Origin of the sequence: Bartonella sp. P0282 (genome assembly GCF_048452985.1) — a bacterium.
In the GTDB taxonomy this organism is placed as follows: Bacteria; Pseudomonadota; Alphaproteobacteria; order Rhizobiales; family Rhizobiaceae; genus Bartonella; species Bartonella choladocola.
Genome location: NZ_WTFO01000013.1, coordinates 1 through 371, shown reverse-complemented (window position 1 = coordinate 371; position 371 = coordinate 1). Strand labels below are relative to the sequence as shown.

The 371-nt window shown below is 43.4% G+C and carries 1 protein-coding gene; it reads right to left on the bottom strand.

Going from position 1 to position 371, the window contains the following annotated elements:
* Window positions 1-54: 54 nt before the first annotated feature.
* Window positions 55-276 (bottom strand): hypothetical protein, encoded by a 222-nt coding sequence (locus GQS64_RS11955; RefSeq protein ID WP_077991629.1) that lies wholly within the window; start codon window positions 274-276, stop codon window positions 55-57.
* Window positions 277-371: the final 95 nt, after the last annotated feature.

The following is a 371-nucleotide window of genomic DNA, read 5'->3' as shown; positions in this document are numbered from 1 at the left end:
AAAGAAAAAGCCTGTTTGAATTTTTCAGGCATAATGGCACCCGTATCCAACTCGTCATAGACCATCAGACCCGGTTTTCGTGCTGGTCAGACGTATGATAGCAACGCCCTGTTCGTCGGTTGTGCTCGTAATTTCAGAAGCACTACGTGTCAGAAGAGAACCCGCTCTGCTTGAACTTCGCCCCTCGACAACCGATAAGACAACATTGTCACTATAAATATTGCTCGAATAAAGACTTTTATAAGTGCTGCGGTTACCTGTTGGATCGATTTGCATAATAGAAGTGTTGTTTCCGTCAAAAACTAACGTTTCTGCTAAAGATGTACTGCTGTAAAACAGTGACGCAATAAGAGTGCAAACAGACACCCCAT

Bases quoted from the DNA above. Each gene is read 5' to 3' on its own strand.
- GQS64_RS11955 (WP_077991629.1), bottom strand. From the start codon at position 276: ATGCAAATCGATCCAACAGGTAACCGCAGCACTTATAAAAGTCTTTAT.